Below are 23,350 nucleotides of genomic sequence, written 5' to 3'. Positions count from 1 at the left end.
CTGTAGAAAATCTACTGGAAAGCCTCCGGAAAATCCCATGGTCAAACCCCGCCGCAAGCTGCCGCCGCTGAATGCGCTCCGCGCCTTCGAAGTCTCTGGCCGCAGGTTGAATTTCCGCGCCGCTGCCGAGGAACTGGGGGTGTCACAGGGGGCGGTGGCGCAACAGGTACGCGCGCTGGAAGATCAACTCGGCCTGATGCTGTTTCAGCGCCTGCCGCGCGGACTGGCTCTGACCCCGCAGGGCGCTGCCTATCTTGCCGATGTGACCCGTGCCTTCGATACGCTCAGTGAGGCGACCGGACGGCTTCTCGCCCGGCCGGATGCCGTGACGATCAGCGTCACCCCGACGGTCGCCGCCAAGCTGCTGATCCCGCGCCTCGCCGAGTTCAAGGCAGCCCTTCCCGACGTGGAACTGCGGACGGTCGCCACCGAGGCGCTGTCCGACTTCGACCGCGATCAGGTGGACATTGCGGTGCGGCTGACTCGCGGGCCTTTTCCGGCCTCCCTGGAGGCCAGGCTACTGTTCCGCCAGGAGCTGGTCGCGGTCGCCAGTCCCCACCTGGTCAAGGACCTGCCGCTTCCGCTGACGGCCGACGAGCTTCGCAGGCTGCCGCTTCTGCATGACACAGTCAGCCCCTGGCCGCTCGTCCTGCGATCGCGCGAGAAGCTGCCGGGTGCTGTATTCAACCACACGACGCTGGCACTTGATGCGGCGCTGGCCGGCCAGGGCGTCGCCTTGGCGTGCCGGGCGTTCGTGGCGGCGGATCTCGAGGCGGGGCGGCTGGTGCAGGTGATCGATGCGCCGACGACGATCGAACCGGACTACTTCCTTATCCGCAAACGCTCGTCATCACCGCGAAAGGCGGTCGATGCGGTATGGCACTGGTGCGCGGCGCGGCTGTCGGTCGGTTAAACCGGTCAACCGACGCCAAGTCGGATTTCAATCCTTGGGTTCAGGGATCAGGCGTATAAGCGTTCCGTTACGCGCCGCGCCGCTGATTGTCGTTGAGATCTGCCGGAACGGTCCACGAGCGATGAGCATCTCTGGAGCAGGGTGTTTGCCGGGACCTGGATCGGCAAAGCCTGAAAACGTGTGATCCGAGTCGAACATGCCCATGGATGATGTCGCGACGATTGCCTCGCCGCAGGCGGCGCATCGAAGAATGTACGAACCGCGGTGCACGATCGATTCTGTCTTGTCCAATCCGCACGATGAGCAGGCCATTATATTGTTCATTGGTTCACTCCAGCCTGAGCTTGCAAGCCTCTCCGGTCTCCAGAATGGCGAGCCTATGAGCCGGCGGCCAGAACGATGGCGATGACGAGCAGCAGGGGACCCATCCACTTGAAGTGAAGAACCAGAGGCGGTTTGGCCGAATAGCCGGGCAGCGGCAGATAACCAAAGCCGACGAGCGCCATCCACAGGCCGGCGCAAAACATGATGATTTCATCGATATAGCTGCGATCATGGCTTTCCTGCTGTCGTAAGGACACTGTGATGCTCTGTCTCGACAGGCGAAGCCGCTCAATCCGAGCCGGACAGCGACCTGTAATTAGACATCTGGCGGCACTTTCGAAAAGGCCGAAAACTAAACTCAAGGTGGCAATCCCGCTCCGAATCCCCTAAGCACGTGGAATTCGCACACGAATGCGACCAACTGCAGTTACTTTCGGGAATATGACATGCACAACGCCAAATTCATTCACTACGCCGCCTTCTCGCTAGGCGTCGCTATTGCGGCATTTCAAGCCGAAGGCGTCATGGCCGCTCCGGCCAATAGCAAGTTCTTTGACGCGGCGCTGTGCAAACCACCCTATTCGATGACATCCACTATGGAGATCTATGACGCAGCGGAAGCTCTGGCCAAGCCGGACACCTCGTCGCTCGGTGCAGCGATCTACAAGATTCCGAACCAGATAGGCCGCGACGGCTTCAAATCGACCGAGGTTTTCTTTTCCAGCAACGCGGTCGGGATTCTGGTCGAGGGAGAACGCGCTGACGATCTGGCGAAAAAATACGGGTTGAAGCCGGAAAGTTCGGACCTGCTCGGAACATCCACCAAGGGTTATTCGCGCGAGCTTCCAGCAGATCAGCAACCCGAAGCGGGACTTGCCGGGCCTGGAAAGATCTCGATCGTCGCCCGCCAGGGAGAGGCCTTGCCGGGCAAAACATTGCTGGCGTGTGAATTCGCCCAGGATTTTTGAGAAGCGCTGCATAAGCTTGCAATCGGCTTTGCTCGAAAAAACCATCTCGTTCTAGCAGTCGCCTCGCCACGCTGGATAAACAGCCTTATGTGAGGAGGCGACAGAGAGCACGCAGCGGAGATCCTCAGACAATGCAAACCATTTGGAAAAAGCCGGTGACGTTAGCCCTTGAAGGCCCGGATCAGTGGGTGGTGATCCAGACGACCCAGGCCGCAACATGGGCGCTGGTCGAAGACTGGCCGACCGAGGAGGGCCCTGCGCTCGATCGGGCGTGCGCGGTTTGCGCGGATGTCATGTCGGGCAAACGAAACCGGGAAGAGGCGCGGCAGGCCTTTATCGAAGCTGCAATCGAAGCCGGCATCCCGATCAAGGAGTAGCGCCAGGGCATTTGGACTCTGTTGGGCGTGACGCCTCCACCGAGAGGCACGAGCCGGCGGCTTTTGGCATTGGTGCGGCTTTTGTCGTTCTCTCACGCGTGCGGTCGGAAAGACCGGCCCGAGCGTCCGCATCACCTATCGCCACAATATTCTTCGACATTCAACATTCCATGGTTGCAACGGCGAGCAATCCAGCGTAAGAACGTTTCATGAACTAGGAAAAAAATCTTAGGGCGTCTTTTGAGATCGCCTGATCCCATCAGGGACAGGCAATTGCACACGGTTGGAGGCCGGAATGCGAAAGTTCGGCGTGAGGGAGAAGGGCGCGATGATCTATGGCCAGCGGTTGCTGGCACTGGTTTCGATCCTGCTGGGAAGCACCGTCCAGACTTTTGCCTGCGATCAGCCGATCGTGATTTCCAACTGGTCGCTCTGTGCGACCGGCAATGTCAGCGCTGAGGGCGGCGCCGCTGATTGGAAAGTCGTTCCTGCATGGACTCGCCAGAAAGCCATAAGCGCGTATTTCGGAAACGAGCCGCGGCTCTTGGCAAACCACGGCCTTTGCAATGAAAAATTCCAGCGCGTGGTAACCTGCCTGCCGGGATGGGAAATGGGCGACCCGGATGAGTGCTCTTATCTCATCTGCAGTGGCTATTACTCATCCGCCTCTGGGAAGGAAGAAAGGGAAGCCTATGAAAGGGACTTCCCGGCCAAGCAATAGTTTTTCGCTTCGCTGCCTTGGGGGCGCAGACTGTAGCGGCCATCGCGGCGAACTTTTCATCCGCTTGCATTCTTGAATACGAGGCACTGGGTGAATCGGTTGCCGTTTTCCACCGCATCAGACCAATTCACCATAATTTCCCCCTCGAGCGTCATGACCTCCGACAAAGCTCTTCCCAGATCCCAGACAAGGGGAGAGAATTGTTCGCTGGTCAGATTGTCGGCCTGAACGACAAGATAGGCGTTCGTCTTCATGCGTTTGCAGATCCGGCCGTATATTTCCTGCATTCTTTTCAGATAGATGTCATAGCCGTCATAATCCGGATCGCCGTTGTAGAGCGGGTTCCATTGATGCCAATGGGGCATGTATGGCGGCGATGTGATGCAGAAATCCATCTCGGGAAAATCGAAGGCTGCCAGCTCCGCACTATCACCGCAGAAGAGATGATGCTTTGTCGTGATGCGTTCCCCGACCCATTCATATCTCTGCCGGTCGGCTTCTATCCCATAGGGGATTCGGCCCCTTTGCTCGCAGACAAAGAAAGTCGTCCCCAAGCCGACAAAGGGATCGAATACGGCGTCTCCTGATTTTGTAAACCGATCAAGCAATGCCGACACCAAAGCGCCGGGAAACCTGATTTCATCCCCGTGCTGAAAATCCGGAAGGGAAAATTCATGTCGGTTGGAGACCGTCAATAAATCTGAAATTGCCACGGCAAACTTCCTCCGCAGGCAATGCCACCGGACACAGTTCCTCCGCTGGAACCGTGGGAAGAGCTCGATCGTCTGGTCGCGACCCAGCGGCAGATGCTGGTTCGATTATACACGGTGTCAGGGAATACACGTCAGATGACGTTGCCCTTCATATACCAAGCGGAATTACAGGCGATGAAAGGAAATGGCGCACCCGAAGAGATTCGAACTCCTGACCCCCAGATTCGTAGTCTGGTGCTCTATCCAGCTGAGCTACGGGTGCGTGCAATTGCGGCGGTGCCGCTTGCGTGGGCGATCCTCTAAAGCGTCCTTCGGGACAATGCAAGAGCATTTCGGAAAAAATCGCGCGTTTCATAATTTGCGGCCGCGGCTTTCGAAATCCGGTCACTTCTCAAGGTGCGTCCGGCTGCGGTAATCCTCCAGCGAAACCGGGCGATCGGGGATCTCGATGCGGAACTGGGTGCCTACAGTCGGTTTCTCCACCAGCGCGATCGTGCCGCCATGGGCGAGCACCAGCTCGCGGGCGATGGTGAGGCCAAGGCCGGTGCCGCCGGAGCGGGCGGAGCCGCGGAAGGCGGCAAAGAGGTTCTGGCGGGCCTTGAGCGGCATGCCGGGGCCGGTATCATCGACCGTGATGCTGACGACGCTGCCGACCCGCTGGGCGGCGACGGTGATGCGCCTGACGCCGCCCGGGGCAGCCTCGCCCGGCGCGGTCAGCGCCTGCAGCGCGTTGCGGCAGAGATTGTGGATGACGCGGAACAGCTGCTCGCCATCGGCATCGACCTTGAGATCGGCGCCGATCTGCTCGGCGAATTCGATGCCGCTTTGCGGATCGATCGCCAGCATGTCCTTGACGTCCTGGGTGAGTTCCAAAAGCAGGATCTGGCGGCGGCGCGGTGCCGATTCGCTCGCCTTGCCGTAGGACAGGACCTCGGTGGTATAGCCGACGGCGCGGTCGATGGTGCGCAGCAGCTTCGGGGCGAAGCTCTTGACCATCGGATCATCGACATCGACCAGCCGATCGGACATCAGCTGCGCCGAGGCCAGGATATTGCGCATATCGTGATTGATCTTGGAGACGGCGAGACCGAGAGCGGCAAGGTTCTTCTGCTGCTTCAGCGTCTTCTGCAGCTCCATCTGCATCGAGGTGAGATTGCGGCCGGCGACCGCCAGTTCGTCGCGGCCGCCATCGCCGATATAGATATGGGCGGGGTTTTCGGGATCGGAGGAGAATTGCTGCATGCTGCCGGTCAGCCGGCGGATCGGGCCGATCAGGATGCGGTTGATCGCAAAGAAGATCAGCGTCGCAGTGAACAGCGCGATCAGCACCGACAGCAGGAGAACGTTGCGGGAATAGGCAAACATCGCCGTGCGCAGCTGCTTGTCCTTCATCACCACCTCGACGCCGGTATTGGTGTCGCCGACCGGGCCGTAGACGCGGATCATCCTGCCGCCGCCGAAGATCAAGGTGTCGAGCGCATCGCGGATTGCCGTTGCCGGCGGCACGTCGGTGAGATCATAGGCCTCGTCGACCGAGGTCGGCATATCGGTCGTCGCCAGCAGCCGTGAGGTGCCATCCTTACGCAGCACGATCGCCTTGGTGCCGGTCGCCTCCAGCGTCTCCTTCTGCAGCGCGCGCGGCAGCTCGACCGGCTGCAGCCCATCGATGACGATGGCGGCGGCGGCGGCCGTGTTCAGCCTTTCCTCCAGCCAGCGGATGCGCATGCTGGCAACCGAGGGGAAGAAGATCAGAATTTCGGCGAGCATGATAAAGAAGACGGTGAGCCAGAGCAGCTTGCCCGACAATCCGCCGAACATGCCGCCAAACATGCCAGCAGACGGGCACGGCGCCCTTGCGGCCTCGCCGGCCGCGGGGATTTCTGCCGAAGGATTGTCGCCCTGATCTTGTACCGGCATTCTCGTCTCGCCCGAACGGCTGCACTTCAGCCGCCCTCTCGCTCTATATTAGACCAAACGGCTCCGCTTTCAAATCTTTGCGAGCAGCGTCACGTCGTCACAAAGAAACGCCGCCCGGAGGCGGCCCCTCCCCACAAGGGGGAGGGACTAATTTGCGGCGCCCGCGCAGCAAATATCAGCCTTTCCGCGGATGAGACGGTGAAGTGGGAAGCGCCGGTGCGACAGGTTAAGCCCCTCCCCTTGTGGGGAGGGGTTTGGGGCGGGGTCTTCGCCAGCGCGGACCGGGCAGAAAAAACTAACGCCGCCCGGAGGCGGCGTTAGAAATAGCGATGGTCAATAACAGATCAGAACTCTTCCCAGCTCTGCTCTGCCGCGGCCGCATTGCCGCCGAAGGCGCGGGCGACCTTGGCGATCGCCCGGCGGGCGGGCGAAGCGACCGGCCTTTGCGGCTCATTGCGAACAAGCGCCACCGGCGCCGGTGCATCATCCGACAGTTTGAAACGGGAAATGAGTTGTACCAGCCCACCGGCTTCGGCCGAAAGCCTGTGCGTGGCGGCGGAGGTCTCTTCGACCATGGCGGCGTTCTGCTGGGTGACCTGGTCCATCTGGTTGACGGCGGTATTGACTTCCTTGAGGCCGGTCGACTGTTCGGTCGCAGCCGTGGCGATCGAATGGATATGATCGTTGATGGCAATGACGCGAGTGCCGATTTCGGCCAGCGCCTCGCCGGTCGCCTGGACGAGCTTGACGCCGACCTGCACCTCGTTGCCCGACTTGGTGATCAGCGCCTTGATGTCCTTGGCAGCCTTTGCCGAACGCTGGGCGAGCTCGCGCACTTCCTGTGCCACAACCGCAAAGCCCTTGCCGGCCTCGCCGGCGCGTGCCGCCTCGACGCCGGCGTTCAGCGCCAGCAGGTTGGTCTGGAAGGCGATCTCGTCGATGACGTTGATGATCTGGCTGATTTCGCGCGATGCCTGCTCGATGCGGCCCATGGCCTCGACGGCATTGCCGACGACGACGCCTGATGCGCCGGACTTGTCCTTGGCTTCCGACACCATGATGGTGGCTTCATGCGCCCGCTCGGTGGAATTCTGAACGACGGCGGTGATCTGATCGAGTGCCGCGGAGGTCTGTTCGAGGGCCGCGGCCTGCTGCTCGGTGCGCTTCGACAGGTCGTCGCTGGCATTGCGCAGCTCGGCGGTGTTGCCGTTCATTGCTTCCGTCGTCTGGCGCACTTCGCGCATCGTCGCCTGCAGGGTGACGAAGGTGTTGTTGACGTTCTGCTGCAGCTCGGCGAAGGCGCCCTGGAAGTTGCCGTTCATCGTCTGGGTGAGGTCGCCATCGGCAAGGCTTGCAATGACGCGGCGGGTCTCGCCGATGCCGGCATCGACGCTCGACAGCAGCGTGTTGATGTTGCCGGCGAAGCGGTTGAGGTTTTCGTCCTCGTAGTCCTTGCTGATGCGGTGGCCGAAGTCGCCGGCCGCAGCCGCAGCCACGACGACGGACATGCTCGACTGCAGGTCGTCGCTCTTGGCGCGCATCGCCGTCTCCTGGGCGTTCAGGCGCTGGACGGCAAGGCCGTTGGCCTTGAAGACCGCAACGGCTGCGGCCATCTCGCCGATTTCATCCTGGCGCCCGGCGAAGGGAACCTCGGCATCGAAATTGCCGCTGGCGACCTCGTTGATCGCCCGGGTGACGCGCTTGATCGGGCGGCTCAGATGGCTGGTGCCGATATAAAAGCCCATGCCAATGCCGACGGCGATGCCGATGCCGGTGATGCTGAGGACCAGCATCAGCACCCAGGTGCGGAAGCTTTCGATCTCGGTGTTGACGGTTTCGAGCGCTGCCTTGTCGGTGGTGACGACGGCGTCGATTTCGGCCTGGAACGCCTTGCGGTTGGCGCGATTGGCATCATTGTTGCCCTGGGCGCTGGCCGCCTCGGGTCCGACTTCGGTGCCGAGACGGGCGGTCTCGGTGCGGAAGGTGCGGAATTCCGCGGCGCGGGCGACGAGCTTGGCGAAATCATCCTTCTCGGCCGCGGGAACGAGCGGCGCCCAGCCCGCGATGACCTTATCGATCTCCTCGAGATCGGTCATAATGCCCTTGGCGAAGTTCGGCGTGTCCTTGATCGTCTTGGCGGCATAGATGCCGCGCGCTTCCATGACCACGGCGGTCACGAAACGGTTGAGGCGTTCGCCGGCATAGGCGCGGGCGGCGGCCTCCTCATAGGCGGTCAGGTTGCGATTGTATTCGTGCATGGCCGACAACGCCGTTGCGCCGATCAAAAGCGCCACTGCGCCCATCACGCAAACCAGCAGATTAATTTTGCCACGGATCTTCAATGCAATGCCCCCTTGCGACGCGACTATCTGGAAAGCACATTCCCAGCCGATGATCCGAATATCGGCGAAATTTATTAAAGTTAGATTTCCAATGTTTACGATTGTGGCGACGGAAAATGATCCATGTCGGCTTTGATCGGGAGGCGGAAACCCTTGAAAACCGGGCTGTCCATCTGCAGCGGCGGCAAAACTACAACCAGTCGGGGCATGTCCAGATTCTTAACACCAGAGTGCGAAAATACTTGTCAAGCCGACGGCGCAAAGTGAAATTATTCGGTATAATTGACTTTCACAGGCTTCATCCGTATAAGCCGCCGCACGTCCGGTCATTCAGCCTTTCATGGCCCGCCCGTTCGAAAAACAACGCTCCTTGCATTATGCAAATTCAAGAAGGGCCGCACTCCGCGGTGTTTAAATAAATGAAGCGTACCTACCAACCATCCAAGCTTGTTCGCAAGCGTCGCCACGGTTTCCGTGCGCGCATGGCCACAAAAGGTGGCCGCAAGGTCATCGTTGCCCGCCGCGCGCAGGGCCGCAAGCGTCTTTCGGCTTAAGGCCGGGTTGCCCGAGAAGAGATGGCGGGCGAATTGACGACCAAAGAAGAAAAACACACTGTCGGGCGGCTGAAGAGCCGCCCGCAGTTTCTTGCTGCGCGCGAGGGCGAAAAACGCCGCGGCGGCTTCTTCCTTCTCGAAGTCCTCGACCGGAAGGAACCCGACAGCCAGGCCCGCGTCGGTTTCACAGTCACCAAAAAACATGGCAACGCGGTCGAACGGAACCGTATGCGCCGCCGCCTGAAAGAGGCGGTGCGGCTTCATGCGGGGTTTGCAATGCAGCCCGGACACGACTATGTGGTTGTCGCGCGCAGGGACGTGCTTAAAGCGTCCTTCAAAGAATTGGCCGCGGAACTGAAATTTCGCGTGGAAACCAGGCCGAAACCCCGGCGCTCCGGAGACGGACGCCCCAGGAACGTATGATGGAAAAAAACCGCAATTACTTCATTGCGATCGCTCTCTCGGTGCTGATCGTCCTCGGCTGGCAGTTTCTCTATATGAACCCGCGGATCGAGGCCCAGCGCAAGGCGCAGGAAGCCCAGAAGGCGCAGCAGAAGACCGAACAGGTGCAGCAGCCTGCCGCCGACGGTGCGACGCCCGCCCCGACGAATGGCACAGCGCCTTCCGGTCAGGCCGTCGCCACGGCGACGCTTGAGCAGGCGCTCGCAAAGACCCCTCGCGTCGTCATCGATACTCCTGCGCTTTCCGGCTCGATCAACCTTGCCGGCGCCCGGCTCGACGACCTGAAGCTCAAGGGCTATCACGAGACCGTCGACGACTCGAGCCCGACCATCACCCTGTTCAGCCCGGCCGAAACCAAGGACGGCTACTTCACCGAGCTCGGCTATATCGGCAGCGACGCCACGGGCGACGTTCCCGGGGCCTCGACGCTCTGGACGGCGCCGGAAGGCGCCAAGCTCACCGAGAAGACGCCGGTGACGCTTTCCTATACCAATAACAAGGGCCTGACCTTTACGCGGACGATTTCCGTCGACGAACGCTATATGTTCACCGTCGCCGACAAGATCGCAAATGCCGGCCAGGCGCCTGCATCGCTCTCCTCCTACGGCCGCGTCACACGTTACAACAAGCCGACGACGCCCTCCGTCTACGTCCTGCATGAAGGCTTCATCGGCGTCATCGGTGAGGATGGCCTCGTCGAAACCAAATATGCCGCCGCCGAGAAGGAAGCCGTCATGCCGGCGAAATCCACCGGCGGCTGGCTTGGCATTACCGACAAATATTGGGCCGCGACGATCATTCCGCCGCAGAGTGCCGCCTATGAAGCGCGCTTCTCGCATTTTGCCGATGGCCAGCCACGCTATCAGGCCGACTACAAGGAAGATGCCTTCACCGTTGCGCCGGGCCAATCGATCGAGCTCAAGAACCTCGTCTTCGCCGGCGCCAAGGAAGTGCCTGTCATCGACGGCTACGAGACCAGCTACTCGATCCCGAAGTTCGACCGGCTGATCGACTGGGGCTGGTTCTATTTCATCACCAAGCCAATGTTCAAGCTGATGGACTTCTTCTATCGCTTCTTCGGCAATTTCGGCGTGGCGATCCTGTGCACCACCATCGTCGTCAAGGCGCTGTTCTTCCCGCTCGCCAGCAAGCAATATGCTTCGATGGCGAACATGAAGCGCATGCAGCCGAAGATGGAGGAGCTGAAGGCGAAATTCGCCGACGACCGCATGGGGCTGCAGCAGGCGACCATGCAGCTCTATAAGGAAGAGAAGATCAACCCGATTGCCGGCTGCTGGCCGGTGGCGCTGCAGATCCCGATCTTCTTCTCGCTCTACAAGGTGATCTACATCACCATCGAGATGCGGCATGCGCCGTTCTTCGGCTGGATCAAGGATCTCTCGGCGCCCGATCCGACGTCGATCGTCAACCTGTTCGGCCTGCTGCCCTTCGAGGCTCCGACCTTGCTGCATCTCGGCGTCTGGCCGCTGATCATGGGCGTCACCATGTTCCTGCAGATGCGCATGAACCCGACGCCGCCCGATCCGACGCAGGCGATGATCTTCACCTGGATGCCGCTGGTGTTCATGTTCATGCTGGCAAGCTTCCCGGCCGGTCTGGTCATCTACTGGGCCTGGAACAACACGCTCTCGGTCGCCCAGCAGTCGGTGATCATGAAGCGCCACGGCGTCAAGGTCGAACTCTTCGACAATCTGAAGGGTCTGTTCCGACGAAAACCGGCGCCGTCGAAATGACGCCGCTGCAGATTGCTGCAGCTCAAAGTGCGATAGACAAGCCCCGCTTCGGCGGGGCTTTTTCTTTTCGGATCTGTGATAATCATCCTGCCCGACGTCCGCTTCAGAGCATGATGCCGAAAAGTGTGTGCGGTTTTCGGACGACATCATGCTCTAACTATTTAATTTAGAACAGGATTCAGATTTTAGGCCGAGCGAGCCTAAAATCATCCTGTTCTAGGCGGCGCGCAGGGAAAGTTCGATGTCTTCGGAAAACGGTGTGGACATGTAACCGCTGCCAAGCGCGCGCACGTGACCGAGGTATTCCGGGCAGGCGTCCGCATCGTCGGCGATAATGATCGCGCCCTGGCGAAGGCGGCCTTCCAGGATCTGCAAAATCTCCAGATAGAGCGACTTTGCGCCGTCCATCAGGACCAGATCGATGCTGCCCGGAAGATCGGCGCCGAGGGTTTCAAGCGCATCGCCCTGGCGAAACTCGACAAGATCGGCGAGCCCTGCGGCTTGGAGGTGCTGCCGTGCTCTGGCGACCTTCCCGGGCTCGAACTCGGTGGTAATGAGCCGGCCGCCACCGTTATCGCGCAGGGCGGCGGCGAGATAGAGCGTCGAAATGCCGAACGACGTGCCGAACTCGACGATCACGCGTGCTCCACTGCTGCGTGTCAGCATGTAGAGCAGCTCTCCGGTCTGGCGCGACACCGGAAGCCAGAGATCCTTTATCAGGCCATAAAAATTCCGGTATTCCGTCTTGCTGTGGAAGAGGCGATCACGCTCCCCCTCTGACAGCGCCGCCATGCCGGGGCTGGTCGCCTTGTCGGCTTCATCGAACAGCTGGTCGAGCAGCGATGCGAGCGGAGCGGTGGTTAAAGTGGTCATATCAAATCCTTCATGGAGCGTTGTTGTGCCCACCGGGAAAATACGATTAATTCGTCGCATTCGCTAATCGCATCCGGAAGCCTAGAGATGACCGACCGCCCAAGCTCCAGACTTTCCTCACGAAAACAGCCGAAACAGACGCGCTCGAACGAGCTCGTTTCGGCAATTCTGCAGGCCGCTGTTCAGGTTTTGGCACAGCAAGGCGCGCACCGCTTCACCACTGCACGAGTGGCAGAAAAAGCAGGCGTCAGCGTTGGATCGCTCTATCAATATTTTCCGAACAAAGCGGCGATCCTGTTCCGGCTGCAGAGCGACGAGTGGCGCGAAACCACCGATCTGCTGAATGAGATCCTGAAGGACCGATCGGAGCCGCCGCTTCGGCGGGTGCGCAGATTGGTTCAGGCCTTCATTCGGTCGGAGTGCGAAGAAGCAGCCGTCCGGGTGGCGCTCGGCGACGCGGCCCCTCTCTACAGGGATGCGCCAGAGGCCCAGGAGGCACGACAGGCGGGCGACCCGGCGATCGAGGCCTTCCTGGCGGAGATGCTTCCCGCCCTCCCCGAGGCCACCCGCGCGCTGGCCGGCGACTTGATCATGACGACCCTGACGACCGTCGGAAAGGAATTTTCTGAAAGACCGCGGAAGACCGAAGAGGTCGACGCTTATTCCGATGCGATGGCCGATATGCTTTGCGCCTATCTTCAGAGCCTGGCTGTGCGATGACCCGCCGGGCCGCGCATGGGAGGGAAAGCAATGTTCTGCAAACCGCCGCAAAGCTTGACATCTGCCTTCAAAACCACGAAGCCCGGTAAGACACAGAAGCCGGAGATTGCAGAGCCCGCATGCCCGAAAACGAAAAGCCGCTCTTCGGCCACCCATGGATCTTCATCCGCGGCGTCCCGTCGCTCAACTTTCTGCCGCCGGAAGGGCCGCTTGAGGTGGCCTTTGCCGGTCGTTCCAATGTCGGCAAGTCGTCCCTGATCAATGCGCTGGTCGGCCAGAAAGGGCTGGCGCGCACGTCGAACACGCCGGGGCGCACGCAGGAGCTCAATTATTTCGTGCCGGACGGCTTTTCCGGCGAAGGTGGCGACCTGCCGCCGATGGCGATCGTCGACATGCCGGGCTATGGATATGCGCAGGCGCCGAAGGAGATGGTCGACAAGTGGACCAAGCTGGTTTTCGACTATCTGCGCGGCCGTGCGACGCTGAAGCGCGTCTATGTGCTGATCGACAGCCGCCACGGCATCAAGAAGAACGACGATGATGTGCTCGATCTGCTCGACAAGGCGGCCGTTTCCTATCAGATCGTGCTGACCAAGACCGACAAGATCAAGGCGCCCGCTGTACCGAAGCTGCTTGCCGAGACCGCTGAAAAGATCCGCAAGCGCCCGGCCGCCTATCCCGGCGTGCTGTCCACCTCATCGGAAAAGGGCGACGGGCTGGACGATCTGCGCCAGGCGATCGGCGAAACCGTCGGCATCGCTCGCTGGAAATAGCATGCCGCCCGGCTGCAGTATTTGCGGCGACGCGTGAGTCTGGCGCGTTCCGAAGTTCGCTTCCGGCATGTCCAGATTCTCGGCTTTTCACGCGGCCTATGATCGGGCATAAATCGGGCTTAGTGGCTGCTGGCGCAAGACACAGCAAGTGCCGGGTTTGCCTGAAGCAAGGGGCGCATCACGTCAATCATCGCCGCAGTATGAAACTGCTTGCATAGGCTGACCGGCAGTGATTGCACTTGCGTCCGCGAAGTTTTTAAAGCAACCCTCCATCCCATGCTGTGCAAGAGCAGCCCGCGTGCGCGAGTAATTAGATGACCGATAGCAAAGACCAGCCGCTTTCGCCGGAAGGCGTCGGCAACCTGCCCCATCTGGCCGAAGCCCTTGATGACGATCGGTTTCGACACTTTCTCGATCACGTCCCCTTTGCTGTGGCTGTCTCCGAACTCGATGACAACGAGGCGCTGATTTACGTCAATCTCGAGTTCGAACGGCTGACGGCGCTCAGCGCAAAGCAGGTCCAGGGAAAAGCCTGGTCCGAGATCGAATTGGATTCCACCGCCATATCGGGAGGGGCGACGCTTAAAGCCGCCGTGACCTCTGCCGAGGAGTATATTGGTGCGTTCTCGCTGGTGGCCGAACCTGAGAGCAAGACCATTATCGATGTCTGGTCGAATACCATCGTCGACGATGACGACACCCCACTGTTCCGATTGGTGGCTTTTGCGGCGCGCAATGAGGCGGCGGCAGATCAGAGCTTCGGCGAACTGCTGACCGAGAAGGATGTGCTTCTGCGCGAACTTCAGCATCGCGTGAAGAACAATCTTCAGATGATCACGGCGCTGATCCGGATGGAGGCGCGCAATGCGCAACAGAGCGAGGAAAGCGAGAGATTTGCACGGCTTGCCGGGCGGATCGAAGCCTTGGCGCTGTTGTACCGCTCGCTGTCAGACGAAGAGAAAGGCGCCACAGTCGATCTTGGCACCTATGTGAGCCAGATTGCCGCTTCGGTGATGGCGGCCCACGCCGTGGAAGGCATCCGGCTGGACATGAAGGTCGATACCTGGCCGGTTTCGGTCGATGTGGCCATGCCCGCCGGGCTGGTGATCAACGAACTCCTCACCAATGCGCTGAAACATGCCTTCGTGGGGCGTGACGGCGGAGAGATCACGCTCCGCTGTGTCGTCAGCGATACCGGCTGCAGGATCACCGTCGCCGATAATGGGGTCGGTCTTCCTCAAGATGTGAATTGGCCGCACCCGGGAAAGCTGAGCGCGATGATCGTACAGTCCCTGAAACAGAACGCCCGCGCACAGGTCGAAGTTACCTCGTCGCCCGGCACCGGCATGAGTGTCACACTCGTTTTCGCGAGAGCCGAAGCGGCCCGATAACCACCTCATCAGTGGCGCTGGCGCCTCTCTCATTTGTGTTTGGGGCGCTCCGGAGAGCGCCCCACGCCTCTGCCGACATACGCAGGCTTACATCTTCGGCAGCAGCACCTTGTCGACGACGTGGATGACGCCGTTCGACTGTTTGACATCGGCGATCGTCACATGCGAGACGCCGCCGTTTTCGTCGGTCAGCGTGATCTTGCCCATGCTTTCCTTGGCTTTCAGCACGCATCCGCCGACGGTCTTGATGTCGTGCTCGCCGCCGTCATCCTTGATCATCTTGGCAACGGTCTTGGCCATCGCATCGGCGGCAACGACATGGCAGGTCAGAACCTTGGTGAGCGTCGCCTTGTTTTCCGGCTTCAGCAGCGTCTCGACGGTGCCCTTCGGCAGGGCGGCGAAGGCTTCGTTGGTCGGCGCAAAGACGGTGAAGGGCCCCTTGCCCTCTAGGGTGCTGACCAGGCCGGCCGCCTTGACGGCTGCGACCAGCGTCGTGTGATCCTTGGAGTTCACGGCGTTTTCGATGATGTTCTTGGTGGCGAACATCGGCGCACCGCCGACTTCGGGGTTTTTGGCAGCGGCAAAGGCGACAGCGGACAGGGCGGTGGCGAGCGCAAAACCGCGCAATACGGACTTGATCATGATTTTCTCCTCACCGGACACCATCCGCGGGCTTTATGCCTGAGCGTCGTCCGGACATTTCGAACTACGGCGGCTTGCGCCAAAGAGTTTCAGGCGGGAGAAAATGATTTTATGGGCGCGCGATTTACGACCGGCGCCCAATCACGGCCGGCGCAGCGCGCCGCTTGCGATCACCGGACCGGTCGCCTGGCCGGTCGGCGAGCCGCCGAAGGGTTCAAGGCTGACGGCAAGCGTCGCACCATCGGCGAGATGGCTGCGCAGATCGGCGGGAATGACGAGTTCGCCGCTCTCGCCCGGCTGGAAGACCCCGAGCGATTTCGGCAGGCCGCTGCCCGGCACCAGCCAGAGTTCCAGCGACTTCTCCTCCGGCTTGCCGGCGGCCACCGGCACGATCTTCAGCCGGCCGCTCTGCAGCTCGTAGGAGGCGAGAAGATTGATGGCGCTGTTCTGGCCGGAAAGCGAGGCCACCAGCGGTGTCGGCCCCTGCGGCTCAGGCACTACGCCGGAGGCGAAGATGACGGCGCTGACGGCGACGATGATGCAGGCGAAGGCGAATGAACGCCAGAAAACCGCCGAATTCCAGATGCCTTGCGAAAAGGATGCAGGTTTCGCAGCATCGCCGAACAGCCGCGCCTCGATCTGCCTGAAAGTTTCCCGGTTTGGCGAGGCGGTTTCATACTCGTCATTGAAGGCGGAAAGGTTGGTTTCCCAGCGGCTGACGATCGCCGCAAAGGGCCGATCGTGGCGCATGCGCTCTTCCACCACCCGCCGGTCCTGCAGCGACAGGACGCCAAGCACATATTCGCCGGCGAGAACCTCGTCGCGGGAGCGGTCTCCCTTGCTTTTGTCGGGCGATGTCATCGTTCCATGCACTCTCTCAGTTTCAACAGGCTGCGCCTGAGCCAGGTCCGCATCGTGTTCAGCGGGACACCAAACTGATCGGCCAGTTCCTGATAGCTCAGCCCTTCGACATAAGCCCGTTTCACCGCGACCGCACGATCAGCTTCCAACTCTTCCATGCAGGTGTCAATCCGCCTTCCTTCATCCTTTGTCACCGTCTGCGTTTCCGGGTCGGGTGCGTCATCGGCAAGATCGTAGGCACTGTCCAGTTCGTCGGCGATCGGCTTGCGCGAGCGCAACGCGTCGATCGACCGGTTGCGGGCAATCGCCGAAAGCCAGGCTGCGGCCGAACCCGTGGCTGCCTGGAAACTTCCGGCCCTTTGCCAGATGCTGATATAGACTTCCTGCACGGCTTCTTCGGCTTCCGGGCGATCCTTCAAGATACGCAGGCAGATGGCAAAAAGTTTCGGCCCGGTCTGATTGTAAAGGGCAATAAAGGCCCTGCGGTCGCCGAGTGCGACGCGGCCGATCAGGTCTGCAATCTCATCGCCTTGCATGCCGTTCCTCATATCATGCTTTCGTGCGCCGGAGGCTAAAGACCACCGGCTCCGCGCCAGATACGAAAAACTATTGCCCTCTGGATTATTCCCTCTGTCAGAAACTTGCGATAAAAGGCCGCGAACAATTCCGCGGGGTCCCCATGAACGAGTCCGAAAGCGAACTGCAGGCACGGCTTCTGGCCAAGGCGCTGCCCTTCATGCAGCGTTACGAGAACAAGACGATTGTCGTCAAATATGGCGGCCACGCCATGGGCAATCCCGAGCTCGGCAAGGCCTTTGCCAGCGACATCGCGCTCCTGAAGCAATCGGGCGTCAACCCGATCGTCGTTCACGGCGGCGGCCCGCAGATCGGCGCCATGCTGAGCAAGATGGGCATCGAATCGAAATTCGAAGGCGGGCTTCGTGTCACCGACCAGAAGACGGTCGAGATCGTCGAGATGGTGCTCGCCGGCTCGATCAACAAGGAAATCGTCGCGCTGATCAACCAGACCGGCGAATGGGCGATCGGCCTTTGCGGCAAGGACGGCAACATGGTCTTCGCCGAAAAGGCGCGCAAGACCGTGAAGGATCCGGATTCCAACATCGAGCGTGTGCTCGATCTCGGCTTCGTCGGCGAAGTGGTCGAGGTCGACCGCACGCTGCTCGATCTGCTCGCCCGCTCCGAGATGATCCCGGTGATCGCTCCGGTCGCGCCCGGCCGTGACGGCGCCACCTACAATATCAATGCCGATACCTTTGCCGGCGCCATTGCCGGGGCGCTGAACGCCACCCGGCTGCTCTTCCTGACCGATGTGGCCGGCGTGCTCGACAAGAACGGCCAGCTGATCAAGGAGCTTTCCGTCGCCGAAGCGCATGCGCTGATCGCCGATGGCACGATCTCGGGCGGCATGATCCCGAAGGTCGAGACCTGCATCGATGCGATCAAGGCCGGCGTCCAGGGCGTCGTCATCCTGAACGGCAAGACCGCCCATTCCGTCCTGCTCGAGATCTTTACCGAGCACGGCATCGGAACGCTGATCGTCCCCTGATCGAGGCTGCGCCCTTCACCGGTGAAGGGCGCATCTTCCAAGACCGGATCCGAAATCAGAGCGGGCGATAGACTGCCGCCGCGGCTTCCTTCAGCTTCTCCATCATGGCCCGGTATGGCCCCGGGCCATAGCTGATGCGCGAGACGCCGAGTTTTCCGAGCGCTGCCGGGTCGGGCGCGCCCGGCTTCATCATGATATTGACCGGCAAGCTGGCGGCGGCGCAGATCTTCTCGATCAGGGCCGGCTCGATGAGGCCGGGCACGAAAAAGCCGCTGGCGCCTGCCGCCGCATAGGCCTTGCCGCGCTCGATCGCCTCGTCGACCAGACCTGCATGCCTGGCGCCGTCGCCTTCCTGAAGGAACAGGTCGGTGCGGGCGTTGATGAAGAAATCGATGCCCCTTGCCTCAGCCATTTGCCGGATGGCGCGGATGCGGGCGGCCTGCGCCTCCAGCGGATGAAGGCCGCTCTCGCCAATGTTTTGATCCTCGAAATTGATGCCGATGGCGCCAGCTTCGATCACTTTCGCCACATTGGCCGCAGCACCTTCAGGGTCCGTCGAATAGGCGCCTTCGAAATCGACCGAGAGCGGCAGTTCGTTGACAGCTGTGATCGAGCGCGCCGTCTCGAGCAGCACCGCCATCGGCAGCTTCTGGCCGTCACCATAGCCTTGAGCGGCGGCGACCGACCAGCTTCCGGTCGCCAGCGCCTTGGCGCCTGCTTCCGTCACAGCCTTGGCCGTTCCGGCATCCCAGATGTTGTAGAGAATGACGGGATCGCCCTTGCGATGCAGCGCGCCGAATGCCTTGGCCTTTTCAGTCTGGTTCATGCCGTCTCCTCCATCCTTGCTTCTATGCTGATCTTCTCTTCATGCCGCAGCAGCCATTGCTTGCGCCACAGCCCGCCGCCATAGCCGGTCAACGACCCATCGGCGCCGAGCACACGATGGCAGGGCACGATGATGGCTAGCTGGTTGGCGCCGTTGGCGCGGCCGACGGCACGCACGACGTCCGGCCTTTCCATCTCCCGTGCGAGATCGCCATAGGCGCGGGTCTGACCGACAGGGATATCGACGAGCTTTGCCCAGACATGTTTTTCGAAAGGCGTGCCGCCGAGCGCCAATGGCGTTGTGAAGACGGTGAGCCGCCCTTCGAAATATTCGCGGATCTCCGCCTCGATCCGGTCGATTGCCGGCGTGCGGCCGATCGCGACCGAGGAGCGGACACGCTTCTGCAGTGCCTCGAGCTCTCTCAAGAGCGCCTTGCGATCGTGAAATTCGAGCAAATGCAGATGTGTCTGATCGGCAACCGCGATCATCGGCCCGAGTGGCGTGTCGAACCAGTCGGCAAAGAGCAGTTCGCGATTCTGCGACAGCGCCGGCGCCTTGCCGACGAGCCGCCGGAAAGCCGTGCGAAAACCGCTCGGAGACTCGTATCCGGCGTCGATCTGGGCATCGATGACACGCGCACCATCGGCCAGTTGCCGGGCTGCTTGCCCGAGCCTGCGATAGCGGGCGATGTCATGGAAGGTCATGCCGAGCGCCCGTTTGAAGGCGCGCCGCACGGTCGAGGGATCATGGCCGCGGCGTATGAGTTCCTCCTCGGTCCAGCGAACCTGCGGCTCGCCGTCGAGCGCGGCAAGCAGTTCGTCGACGATCGGCTCCCTGCCCGGCTGCTCCAGCGGACGGCAGCGCCGACAGGGGCGAAAACCGGAATGCATGCAGGTGGCGATCGTCTCGAAGAACAGGGTGTTTTCCCGCTTGGGCTTACGCGCCGGGCAGGTCAGACGACAGAAGATGCCCGTCGTCCTGACACAGACATAGGCCTGGCCCTCATAATCGGCGCTGCGCGCGATCAGGGCATCATAGAGCGTATCATCGTTGGGGCGTTCGAAAAGCATGTCCGTTTTCTAGCATCCCGGGGCTGCGACGTCCGCCGAAAATCGGGCGTCTATTTTATTGTTGTCGATTTCCTTGCGGCCGTACCCGTGCCATAAGTCCGCCATGACAAAGATCGACCGCACGCCTGATAAAGCCGACTTCGCGCACGTTACAGATTGGGTCTTCGACCTCGACAACACGCTCTATCCGCATCATGTCAATCTTTTCGCGCAGATCGACAAGAACATGACCGCTTATGTCGCGGCCCTCTTGCAGATGGAGCGGGAAGAAGCGCGCAAGCTGCAGAAGCAATATTATCTCGAACATGGCACGACGCTGCAGGGATTGATGATTCATCACGGCATCGACCCGAACGACTTCCTCGAAAAGGCGCATGCGATCGACTACACGGCGCTGACGCCGCAGCCGGAACTCGGCGCGGCGATCAAGGCGCTGCCGGGGCGCAAATTCATCTTCACCAATGGCAGCGTCAGGCATGCGGAAATGACGGCCGAAGCGCTCGGCATTCTCGAGCATTTCGACGACATCTTCGACATCGTCGCCGCCGACTACGTGCCGAAGCCGGCGCAGGCGACCTACGACAAATTCATGGCGTTGAAGCGCGTCGAAACCAGCAAGGCGGCGATGTTCGAGGATCTGCCGCGCAATCTGACCGTGCCGAAGGCGCTCGGCATGCAGACCGTGCTGCTGGTGCCGCGCAATCTCGAAGAGACGGTCGTCGAATGGTGGGAAAAGACCAGCGGCGAAGAGGACCATATCGACTTCGTCACCGACGATCTCGCCGCCTTCCTCAACAAGGTCACCGGCCTCGGCGGCTGACGGCATTACCAAAGTTTCATTCAGCTTACCGATGTTTAATTGGGTCTTTTGGCCCTGTTGCCATAGCTTTCTTCGTGAGGGGACACCTCACGAAAGGCAAATACGATGTACCGCAACAAGCTGATACTGGCAGCGCTTTCCTCGACCCTCATCTTCGGCGCAGCCGCCGGGACAGGCTTTGCCGCGCCCGGTGACGGGCCGCGTCAGCACGCCGGCATGCACGGCCCAGGGCCTGACGCCTTCCGCGAAATCACCTATGTCAGAATGCTCAAGCAATTCGACACGAACAAGGACGGGCAGGTTACCAAGGAGGAGGCGACCGCCGGCCTCGACAAGGTTTTCGCTGCGATCGACACCAACAAGGACGGCTCGCTGACCCCGGGCGAAATCCGCGAATACCAGAAGACGCAGATGCAGGCGATGAAGGATCAGCGCAAGCAGGATGCCGGCGAAACCAAGAACGCGGATACAGCCGCCGCAACACCTGAGGATAACGACCAGGCACGGCCGCCCCGGGGCGGGCACGAGGGCCGTGACGGACATCACTGGATGCGCCATGGCGGCAACTTCATGCGCGCCTCGATGATGATCCACCGGGTCGACACCGACCAGAACGGCCAGATTTCCAAACAGGAAGCCGTCGCCGCCTTCGACAAGCTGTTTGCGCGGATGGACCGCAACAAGGATGGCGTCATCTCGATCGACGACATGCCTGACCGGCCGCTTCTGTAAGGTCGCTGCTGTAAGGTAAGACGAACAATTGCCTCCGCTCTTTCCCCGCTCGGCGGGGAAAGAGAGACGTCTCACGATCGAGGCGCTGAGCCTCTATTCGCGATGCTCATAAAAATCCTGGACGATCTTCCAGGCGGCTTCGGCGGTGTCGACGAAGCTGATCAGCTTGACGTCGTCGGGCGCGATCGTGCCGAATTCGGCCAGTGCGTCGAAATTGATGATGCTTCGCCAGAACGTCTCCCCGAAGAGGATCAGCGGCAGGCGCTCCATGCGGCCGGTCTGGATCAGCGTCAGGCATTCGAAGAATTCGTCGAGTGTTCCGAAGCCGCCGGGGAACACCGCGATTGCCTTGGCGCGCACCATGAAATGCATTTTGCGGATGGCAAAATAGTGGAAGTTGAAGCTGAGTTCCGGCGTCACATAGGCGTTCGGCGCCTGCTCGTGCGGCAGCACGATGTTGAGGCCGATCGAAGGTGCGCCCTCGTCGGCCGCGCCGCGATTGCCCGCTTCCATGACGCCGGGGCCGCCGCCGGTGACGATAACATATTCGTGGAAATCGAAGCTTGCCGAATATTTCGAGCAAAGCCGGGCAAATTTGCGCGCCTCGTCATAATAGACCGAGGCCGCCTCCAGGTTGACGCGCTGGACATCGTTGCGGGCGGCCCAGGCGCTTTGGCCGGGGGCGGGAATGCGGGCGCCGCCGAACATGACGACGGTCGACTTGATGCCGCGTTCGGTCAGCATCATTTCCGGCTTCATCAGTTCCAGCTGCAGGCGGATCGGCCGCAGTTCCTCGCGGCAAAGGAAATCCTCGTCGACATAGGCAAGGCGATAGGCAGGCGACATCGTCTGCGGCGTCTTCGGCACGGCCTCGGCGCGCTGCCTGTCGGTCGAACTGCTCTTCAGCGGGTCCCATACGCCATCCTTGCGCCGCGAACCGCCGTTCCGTCCCTTCGCCATCTCGAAATGCCTTTCAGTCTTGCCGGCTACGAAGCCGGATATGTCGCTATAACGCCTTGAATCCAGGTACGATCTTGTCGGAAAAATCATTCCGTTCTACGGCTGCATGCTGTAGAGCAGGATAAATCCCCGCCAACCGCCTTCCGGAGACTTCGCCGTCTCCACGATAAAGATCGAAGTTTAAGGAATTCTCATGAGCGCCACCGACCTCGCATCCCTCGAAAAGACCATCGAAGCCGCCTTCGACAATCGCGACAATGTGAACACGTCGACGAAGGGCGAGGTTCGCGATGCGGTCGAAGCCGCGCTCGATCTGCTCGATGCCGGCAAGGTTCGCGTCGCGACGCGCGGCGCTGACGGTGCCTGGACGGTCAATCAGTGGCTGAAGAAGGCCGTTCTCTTGTTCTTCCGCCTCAACGACATGGACGTGGTCAAGGGCGGTTCGGGCAATTCCACCTGGTGGGACAAGGTGCCGTCGAAGTTCGAAAACTGGGGCGAGAACCATTTCCGCGCCGCGGGCTTCCGCGCCGTGCCGAACTGCGTCGTGCGCCGCTCGGCCTATATCGCCCCGAACGCCATCCTGATGCCCTCCTTCGTCAATCTCGGCGCCTATGTCGGCGAAGGCACGATGGTCGATACCTGGGCGACGGTCGGCTCCTGCGCGCAGATCGGCAAACATGTGCATCTCTCCGGCGGCGTCGGCATCGGCGGCGTGCTGGAACCGATGCAGGCCGGCCCGACGATCATCGAGGACAATTGCTTTATCGGCGCCCGTTCGGAGGTGGTCGAGGGCTGCATCGTCCGCGAGGGCTCGGTGCTCGGCATGGGCGTCTTTATCGGCAAGTCGACCAAGATCGTCGACCGCGCCACCGGTGAGGTGAGCTACGGCGAAGTGCCGCCTTATTCCGTCGTCGTCGCCGGCTCGATGCCGTCGGGCAATGCGACGATGGGCAACGGCAAGCCGGCGCCGCATCTCTACTGCGCCGTCATCGTCAAACGCGTCGATGAACAGACCCGTTCCAAGACCGGGATCAACGAGCTGCTCAGAGATTGATGACACCAGGACATTG

The 23,350-nt window shown here is 61.0% G+C and carries 26 protein-coding genes and 1 tRNA gene; 14 read left to right on the top strand and 13 right to left on the bottom strand.

The genetic code is table 11. From position 1 onward, the window contains the following. Positions 1–37: 37 nt before the first annotated feature. Positions 38–913, top strand: a complete 876-nt coding sequence (locus GR197_RS01870; RefSeq protein ID WP_164006336.1) for a LysR substrate-binding domain-containing protein — start codon at positions 38–40, stop codon at positions 911–913. Between the two features lie 27 nt (positions 914–940). On the opposite strand, the gene GR197_RS01865 is transcribed toward GR197_RS01870, so the two are convergent. Both GR197_RS01865 and GR197_RS01860 read right to left on the bottom strand, forming a co-directional pair. Further along, positions 941–1,237 carry a eukaryotic translation initiation factor eIF-2-beta/eIF-5 family protein gene (locus GR197_RS01865; protein ID WP_164006335.1) on the bottom strand — a complete coding sequence of 99 codons (297 nt, stop codon included), beginning with the start codon at positions 1,235–1,237 and terminating at the stop codon, positions 941–943. A gap of 53 nt (positions 1,238–1,290) precedes the next feature. After that, positions 1,291–1,494 (bottom strand): hypothetical protein, encoded by a 204-nt coding sequence (locus GR197_RS01860; RefSeq protein WP_164006012.1) that lies wholly within the window; start codon positions 1,492–1,494, stop codon positions 1,291–1,293. A 189-nt stretch (positions 1,495–1,683) separates the two neighbouring features. On the opposite strand from GR197_RS01860, the gene GR197_RS01855 reads away from it, so the two are divergent. The 3 genes from GR197_RS01855 (at position 1,684) to GR197_RS01845 (ending at position 3,303) form a co-directional block, all read left to right on the top strand. Beyond that, positions 1,684–2,205, top strand: a complete 522-nt coding sequence (locus GR197_RS01855; RefSeq protein WP_164006334.1) for a hypothetical protein — start codon at positions 1,684–1,686, stop codon at positions 2,203–2,205. 131 nt (positions 2,206–2,336) lie between these two features. Continuing rightward, a complete protein-coding gene (locus GR197_RS01850; RefSeq protein WP_003588894.1) occupies positions 2,337–2,582 on the top strand; it encodes a DUF982 domain-containing protein in 246 nt (81 codons plus the stop codon). A 295-nt stretch (positions 2,583–2,877) separates the two neighbouring features. Next, positions 2,878–3,303, top strand: a complete 426-nt coding sequence (locus GR197_RS01845; RefSeq protein ID WP_164006333.1) for a hypothetical protein — start codon at positions 2,878–2,880, stop codon at positions 3,301–3,303. A gap of 56 nt (positions 3,304–3,359) precedes the next feature. Here GR197_RS01845 and GR197_RS01840 read toward each other — a convergent pair whose 3' ends face one another. The 4 genes from GR197_RS01840 to GR197_RS01825 form a co-directional block, all read right to left on the bottom strand. Continuing rightward, entirely contained in the window at positions 3,360–4,016 is a 657-nt protein-coding gene (locus GR197_RS01840; protein ID WP_164006332.1) for a DNA methyltransferase, read from the bottom strand. A gap of 185 nt (positions 4,017–4,201) precedes the next feature. Then, positions 4,202–4,278, bottom strand: a tRNA-Arg gene (locus tag GR197_RS01835). Between the two features lie 122 nt (positions 4,279–4,400). Then, positions 4,401–5,933: an ATP-binding protein gene (locus GR197_RS01830; RefSeq protein WP_164006331.1), complete on the bottom strand. Its 1,533-nt coding sequence runs from the start codon at positions 5,931–5,933 to the stop codon at positions 4,401–4,403. 344 nt (positions 5,934–6,277) lie between these two features. After that, on the bottom strand, positions 6,278–8,275 hold the full coding sequence (locus GR197_RS01825; RefSeq protein WP_164006330.1) for a methyl-accepting chemotaxis protein: 1,998 nt from the start codon (positions 8,273–8,275) through the stop codon (positions 6,278–6,280). A gap of 419 nt (positions 8,276–8,694) precedes the next feature. Here GR197_RS01825 and rpmH point away from each other — a divergent pair, with 419 nt between their 5' ends. From rpmH to yidC, 3 genes are read left to right on the top strand one after another with little or no spacing between them, the layout of a single operon-like run. Continuing rightward, positions 8,695–8,829, top strand: a complete 135-nt coding sequence (rpmH, locus tag GR197_RS01820; protein ID WP_007633697.1) for a 50S ribosomal protein L34 — start codon at positions 8,695–8,697, stop codon at positions 8,827–8,829. Positions 8,830–8,850: 21 nt separating this feature from the next. Further along, on the top strand, positions 8,851–9,252 hold the full coding sequence (gene rnpA / locus GR197_RS01815) for a ribonuclease P protein component (protein WP_164006329.1): 402 nt from the start codon (positions 8,851–8,853) through the stop codon (positions 9,250–9,252). After that, complete coding sequence (yidC, locus tag GR197_RS01810; RefSeq protein WP_164006328.1) at positions 9,252–11,045, top strand: membrane protein insertase YidC; 1,794 nt, start codon at positions 9,252–9,254, stop codon at positions 11,043–11,045. Before rnpA ends, yidC begins: the two co-directional genes overlap by 1 nt. Before the next feature lie 216 nt (positions 11,046–11,261). On the opposite strand, the gene GR197_RS01805 is transcribed toward yidC, so the two are convergent. Further along, the gene (locus tag GR197_RS01805) at positions 11,262–11,918 is read right to left on the bottom strand and encodes an O-methyltransferase (RefSeq protein WP_164006327.1); all 657 of its coding nucleotides are present in this window, start codon (positions 11,916–11,918) and stop codon (positions 11,262–11,264) included. An 87-nt stretch (positions 11,919–12,005) separates the two neighbouring features. On the opposite strand from GR197_RS01805, the gene GR197_RS01800 reads away from it, so the two are divergent. The 3 genes from GR197_RS01800 (at position 12,006) to GR197_RS01790 (ending at position 14,802) form a co-directional block, all read left to right on the top strand. Beyond that, positions 12,006–12,638 carry a TetR family transcriptional regulator gene (locus GR197_RS01800; protein WP_164006326.1) on the top strand — a complete coding sequence of 211 codons (633 nt, stop codon included), beginning with the start codon at positions 12,006–12,008 and terminating at the stop codon, positions 12,636–12,638. A 119-nt stretch (positions 12,639–12,757) separates the two neighbouring features. Next, entirely contained in the window at positions 12,758–13,411 is a 654-nt protein-coding gene (gene yihA, locus GR197_RS01795) for a ribosome biogenesis GTP-binding protein YihA/YsxC (RefSeq protein WP_164006325.1), read from the top strand. A gap of 314 nt (positions 13,412–13,725) precedes the next feature. Then, complete coding sequence (locus GR197_RS01790; RefSeq protein WP_164006324.1) at positions 13,726–14,802, top strand: sensor histidine kinase; 1,077 nt, start codon at positions 13,726–13,728, stop codon at positions 14,800–14,802. An 87-nt stretch (positions 14,803–14,889) separates the two neighbouring features. On the opposite strand, the gene GR197_RS01785 is transcribed toward GR197_RS01790, so the two are convergent. The 3 genes from GR197_RS01785 to GR197_RS01775 form a co-directional block, all read right to left on the bottom strand. After that, positions 14,890–15,444 carry a fasciclin domain-containing protein gene (locus GR197_RS01785; RefSeq protein ID WP_164006323.1) on the bottom strand — a complete coding sequence of 185 codons (555 nt, stop codon included), beginning with the start codon at positions 15,442–15,444 and terminating at the stop codon, positions 14,890–14,892. A gap of 141 nt (positions 15,445–15,585) precedes the next feature. Further along, complete coding sequence (locus tag GR197_RS01780) at positions 15,586–16,305, bottom strand: anti-sigma factor (protein WP_164006322.1); 720 nt, start codon at positions 16,303–16,305, stop codon at positions 15,586–15,588. Beyond that, the gene (locus GR197_RS01775) at positions 16,302–16,841 is read right to left on the bottom strand and encodes a sigma-70 family RNA polymerase sigma factor (protein ID WP_164006321.1); all 540 of its coding nucleotides are present in this window, start codon (positions 16,839–16,841) and stop codon (positions 16,302–16,304) included. Before GR197_RS01775 ends, GR197_RS01780 begins: the two co-directional genes overlap by 4 nt. Before the next feature lie 143 nt (positions 16,842–16,984). Here GR197_RS01775 and argB point away from each other — a divergent pair, with 143 nt between their 5' ends. Beyond that, on the top strand, positions 16,985–17,872 hold the full coding sequence (argB, locus tag GR197_RS01770; RefSeq protein ID WP_007633711.1) for an acetylglutamate kinase: 888 nt from the start codon (positions 16,985–16,987) through the stop codon (positions 17,870–17,872). A gap of 55 nt (positions 17,873–17,927) precedes the next feature. Here argB and GR197_RS01765 read toward each other — a convergent pair whose 3' ends face one another. Then, positions 17,928–18,698 carry an isocitrate lyase/PEP mutase family protein gene (locus GR197_RS01765; protein ID WP_164006320.1) on the bottom strand — a complete coding sequence of 257 codons (771 nt, stop codon included), beginning with the start codon at positions 18,696–18,698 and terminating at the stop codon, positions 17,928–17,930. Beyond that, positions 18,695–19,768: a bifunctional transcriptional activator/DNA repair enzyme AdaA gene (locus GR197_RS01760; RefSeq protein ID WP_164006319.1), complete on the bottom strand. Its 1,074-nt coding sequence runs from the start codon at positions 19,766–19,768 to the stop codon at positions 18,695–18,697. Before GR197_RS01760 ends, GR197_RS01765 begins: the two co-directional genes overlap by 4 nt. Positions 19,769–19,871: 103 nt before the next feature. On the opposite strand from GR197_RS01760, the gene GR197_RS01755 reads away from it, so the two are divergent. Both GR197_RS01755 and GR197_RS01750 read left to right on the top strand, forming a co-directional pair. Continuing rightward, positions 19,872–20,588, top strand: a complete 717-nt coding sequence (locus GR197_RS01755) for a pyrimidine 5'-nucleotidase (protein WP_164006318.1) — start codon at positions 19,872–19,874, stop codon at positions 20,586–20,588. A gap of 105 nt (positions 20,589–20,693) precedes the next feature. Further along, a complete protein-coding gene (locus tag GR197_RS01750) occupies positions 20,694–21,320 on the top strand; it encodes an EF-hand domain-containing protein (RefSeq protein WP_164006317.1) in 627 nt (208 codons plus the stop codon). Between the two features lie 93 nt (positions 21,321–21,413). On the opposite strand, the gene GR197_RS01745 is transcribed toward GR197_RS01750, so the two are convergent. After that, positions 21,414–22,280, bottom strand: coding sequence for an LOG family protein (locus GR197_RS01745; protein ID WP_007633718.1), 867 nt, complete (start codon positions 22,278–22,280; stop codon positions 21,414–21,416). A 193-nt stretch (positions 22,281–22,473) separates the two neighbouring features. Here GR197_RS01745 and dapD point away from each other — a divergent pair, with 193 nt between their 5' ends. After that, positions 22,474–23,334 (top strand): 2,3,4,5-tetrahydropyridine-2,6-dicarboxylate N-succinyltransferase, encoded by an 861-nt coding sequence (dapD, locus tag GR197_RS01740; RefSeq protein ID WP_164006316.1) that lies wholly within the window; start codon positions 22,474–22,476, stop codon positions 23,332–23,334. The last annotated feature ends 16 nt before the right edge of the window (positions 23,335–23,350 follow it).

It is taken from the genome of Rhizobium phaseoli (assembly GCF_010668805.1).
Taxonomy (GTDB): domain Bacteria; phylum Pseudomonadota; class Alphaproteobacteria; order Rhizobiales; family Rhizobiaceae; genus Rhizobium; species Rhizobium phaseoli_A.
Note: the sequence above shows the minus strand (reverse complement) of the source record. Positions and strands in the feature narration are given on the sequence as shown.

Excerpts from the sequence above, each read along its gene's own strand:
- GR197_RS01870 (WP_164006336.1), top strand. The coding sequence starts at position 38 with ATGGTCAAACCCCGCCGCAAGCTGCCGCCGCTGAATGCGCTCCGCGCC.
- GR197_RS01865 (WP_164006335.1), bottom strand. The coding sequence starts at position 1,237 with ATGAACAATATAATGGCCTGCTCATCGTGCGGATTGGACAAGACAGAA.
- GR197_RS01855 (WP_164006334.1), top strand. The coding sequence starts at position 1,684 with ATGCACAACGCCAAATTCATTCACTACGCCGCCTTCTCGCTAGGCGTC.
- GR197_RS01850 (WP_003588894.1), top strand. The coding sequence starts at position 2,337 with ATGCAAACCATTTGGAAAAAGCCGGTGACGTTAGCCCTTGAAGGCCCG.
- GR197_RS01845 (WP_164006333.1), top strand. The coding sequence starts at position 2,878 with ATGCGAAAGTTCGGCGTGAGGGAGAAGGGCGCGATGATCTATGGCCAG.
- GR197_RS01830 (WP_164006331.1), bottom strand. The coding sequence starts at position 5,933 with ATGCCGGTACAAGATCAGGGCGACAATCCTTCGGCAGAAATCCCCGCG.
- rpmH (WP_007633697.1), top strand. The coding sequence starts at position 8,695 with ATGAAGCGTACCTACCAACCATCCAAGCTTGTTCGCAAGCGTCGCCAC.
- rnpA (WP_164006329.1), top strand. The coding sequence starts at position 8,851 with ATGGCGGGCGAATTGACGACCAAAGAAGAAAAACACACTGTCGGGCGG.
- yidC (WP_164006328.1), top strand. The coding sequence starts at position 9,252 with ATGGAAAAAAACCGCAATTACTTCATTGCGATCGCTCTCTCGGTGCTG.
- GR197_RS01805 (WP_164006327.1), bottom strand. The coding sequence starts at position 11,918 with ATGACCACTTTAACCACCGCTCCGCTCGCATCGCTGCTCGACCAGCTG.
- GR197_RS01800 (WP_164006326.1), top strand. The coding sequence starts at position 12,006 with ATGACCGACCGCCCAAGCTCCAGACTTTCCTCACGAAAACAGCCGAAA.
- yihA (WP_164006325.1), top strand. The coding sequence starts at position 12,758 with ATGCCCGAAAACGAAAAGCCGCTCTTCGGCCACCCATGGATCTTCATC.
- GR197_RS01790 (WP_164006324.1), top strand. The coding sequence starts at position 13,726 with ATGACCGATAGCAAAGACCAGCCGCTTTCGCCGGAAGGCGTCGGCAAC.
- GR197_RS01785 (WP_164006323.1), bottom strand. The coding sequence starts at position 15,444 with ATGATCAAGTCCGTATTGCGCGGTTTTGCGCTCGCCACCGCCCTGTCC.
- GR197_RS01780 (WP_164006322.1), bottom strand. The coding sequence starts at position 16,305 with ATGACATCGCCCGACAAAAGCAAGGGAGACCGCTCCCGCGACGAGGTT.
- GR197_RS01775 (WP_164006321.1), bottom strand. The coding sequence starts at position 16,841 with ATGCAAGGCGATGAGATTGCAGACCTGATCGGCCGCGTCGCACTCGGC.
- argB (WP_007633711.1), top strand. The coding sequence starts at position 16,985 with ATGAACGAGTCCGAAAGCGAACTGCAGGCACGGCTTCTGGCCAAGGCG.
- GR197_RS01765 (WP_164006320.1), bottom strand. The coding sequence starts at position 18,698 with ATGAACCAGACTGAAAAGGCCAAGGCATTCGGCGCGCTGCATCGCAAG.
- GR197_RS01760 (WP_164006319.1), bottom strand. The coding sequence starts at position 19,768 with ATGCTTTTCGAACGCCCCAACGATGATACGCTCTATGATGCCCTGATC.
- GR197_RS01755 (WP_164006318.1), top strand. The coding sequence starts at position 19,872 with ATGACAAAGATCGACCGCACGCCTGATAAAGCCGACTTCGCGCACGTT.
- GR197_RS01750 (WP_164006317.1), top strand. The coding sequence starts at position 20,694 with ATGTACCGCAACAAGCTGATACTGGCAGCGCTTTCCTCGACCCTCATC.
- GR197_RS01745 (WP_007633718.1), bottom strand. The coding sequence starts at position 22,280 with ATGGCGAAGGGACGGAACGGCGGTTCGCGGCGCAAGGATGGCGTATGG.
- dapD (WP_164006316.1), top strand. The coding sequence starts at position 22,474 with ATGAGCGCCACCGACCTCGCATCCCTCGAAAAGACCATCGAAGCCGCC.